A 355-nucleotide genomic window follows, 5' to 3' on the forward strand; every position below is an offset into this window, starting at 1 on the left:
GGGGGGCCGTCTTGCTCAGTATACCCTAGATGGGCTTGATGATTACTATGCCAAGGATGGTAACGCCAGCATGTGGCAAGGTGCAGGTGCTGAACGGTTAGGCCTACAAGGCGCGGTTGATGAGGAGCAATTTAAAGGCCTGCTGAAAGGACGGCTGCCATCTGGTGAAGAGTTGCGTCTATCAAGGCGCAACGATATGAAAAGCAGAGTTGGAATAGACCTGACATTTGCCCCCCCTAAAAGCGTATCAATGCAGGCGCTTGTCGGCCTTGATGAGCGGATTGTTGCCGCTCATGATGCTGCTGTTGCTGATGTGCTCGCTCATATTGAGCAAGTAGCAACTCAAGCTAGGAAG

General features: G+C 52.1%; 1 protein-coding gene. It reads left to right on the top strand.

Annotated features, from left to right (window positions below):
• Nucleotides 1-355 (top strand): MobF family relaxase (gene mobF, locus O4G76_RS20115; RefSeq protein ID WP_269398921.1); only part of this gene is annotated, 355 nt, incomplete at both ends.

The organism is Limimaricola sp. G21655-S1, assembly GCF_027213785.1.
Taxonomy (GTDB): domain Bacteria; phylum Pseudomonadota; class Alphaproteobacteria; order Rhodobacterales; family Rhodobacteraceae; genus Limimaricola.